The following is a 1,064-nucleotide window of genomic DNA, read 5'->3' as shown; positions in this document are numbered from 1 at the left end:
TCCCAAAAGGTCAACAAAGACATCCTTAATTCCTAATCCTAAATATTCTCCTTTTCATTCTCTTGGATTTGCCCAGTTCTCCATTCTCTGGGTTACTTTTCCTGCTCTTTTCTGATTAGCTTAATCAACTTAGTCTAAACTCCAGTCAGGGCTTTGCCGCACTTTTAGTCAGGATCGGCTCTCCTGCTTGTTCTCCGAAACCTCGTGGTAAGTCTCTTGGTTGGAATCTGGGCGCAAGCGCGATCCTTATCCTCGCTTTCCTATCATCAAAAAACGCGCTTCTCGTCCCAAAAAGGTCAACAAAGACATCCTTAATTCCTAATCCTAAATATTCTCCTTTTCATTCTCTTGGATTTGCCCAGTTCTCCATTCTCTGGGTTACTTTTTCCTGCTCTTTTTCTGATTAGCTTAATCAACTTAGTCTAAACTCCAGTAGTGGAGCGAGCCTTGGAAGCAGAATTATCGACCCATCTAGGGTACAAGAAGCATGAATCGAAACCAGAAGGACAAAGCAACAGTCGTAACGGCTATAGCCAGAAAAAAGTCCAAGGCGACTTTGGTGTAGCCGAAATCGTAGTCCCCCGCGATCGGCAAGGAGAGTTTGAACCACAACTGGTCAAGAAAGGACAAAATCGACTGTCAGGATTAGACGAGAAGATCATTGCCTTGTATGCGCGAGGTATGAGTGTCAGGGATATCCAAGCCCAGTTGCAAGAAATGTATGGGGTCGAAGTATCACCAACGCTTATTTCCAATGTCACTGATGAGGTAATTGATGAAGTCAAGCAATGCGCCCTACCGTCCCCTTGATGCGGTTTATCCGATCGTATTTCTGGACTGTCTGGTGATCAAAGTTCGAGACAATGGCCGAGTGATCAATAAATCACTGTACTTTGCCTTGGCGGTGAATATGGACGGGTACAAGGAATTACTGGGTATGTGGATTTCCCCGAATGAGGGTGCAAAATTCTGGTTATCTGTACTCACCGAAATTCACAACCGTGGGGTCAAAGATATCTTGATTGCTTGTGTTGATGGTTTGACTGGGTTTCCTAAGGCACTTG

The 1,064-nt window shown here is 44.6% G+C and carries 2 pseudogenes; both read left to right on the top strand.

The annotated features are described in order from the left end of the window. Positions 1 to 143 precede the first annotated feature (143 nt). Positions 144 to 322: pseudogene (locus tag PSE7429_RS27835) on the top strand (NF041680 family putative transposase); the annotation flags it as partial. A gap of 110 nt (positions 323 to 432) precedes the next feature. Beyond that, positions 433 to 1,064, top strand: a pseudogene (locus PSE7429_RS27470) (IS256 family transposase); the annotation flags it as partial.

The organism is Pseudanabaena biceps PCC 7429, from assembly GCF_000332215.1.
GTDB classification, from domain to species: Bacteria; Cyanobacteriota; Cyanobacteriia; order Pseudanabaenales; family Pseudanabaenaceae; genus Pseudanabaena; species Pseudanabaena biceps.
The sequence above is the reverse complement of the archived record's forward strand: the minus strand, read 5'-3'. Positions and strand labels throughout refer to the sequence as shown.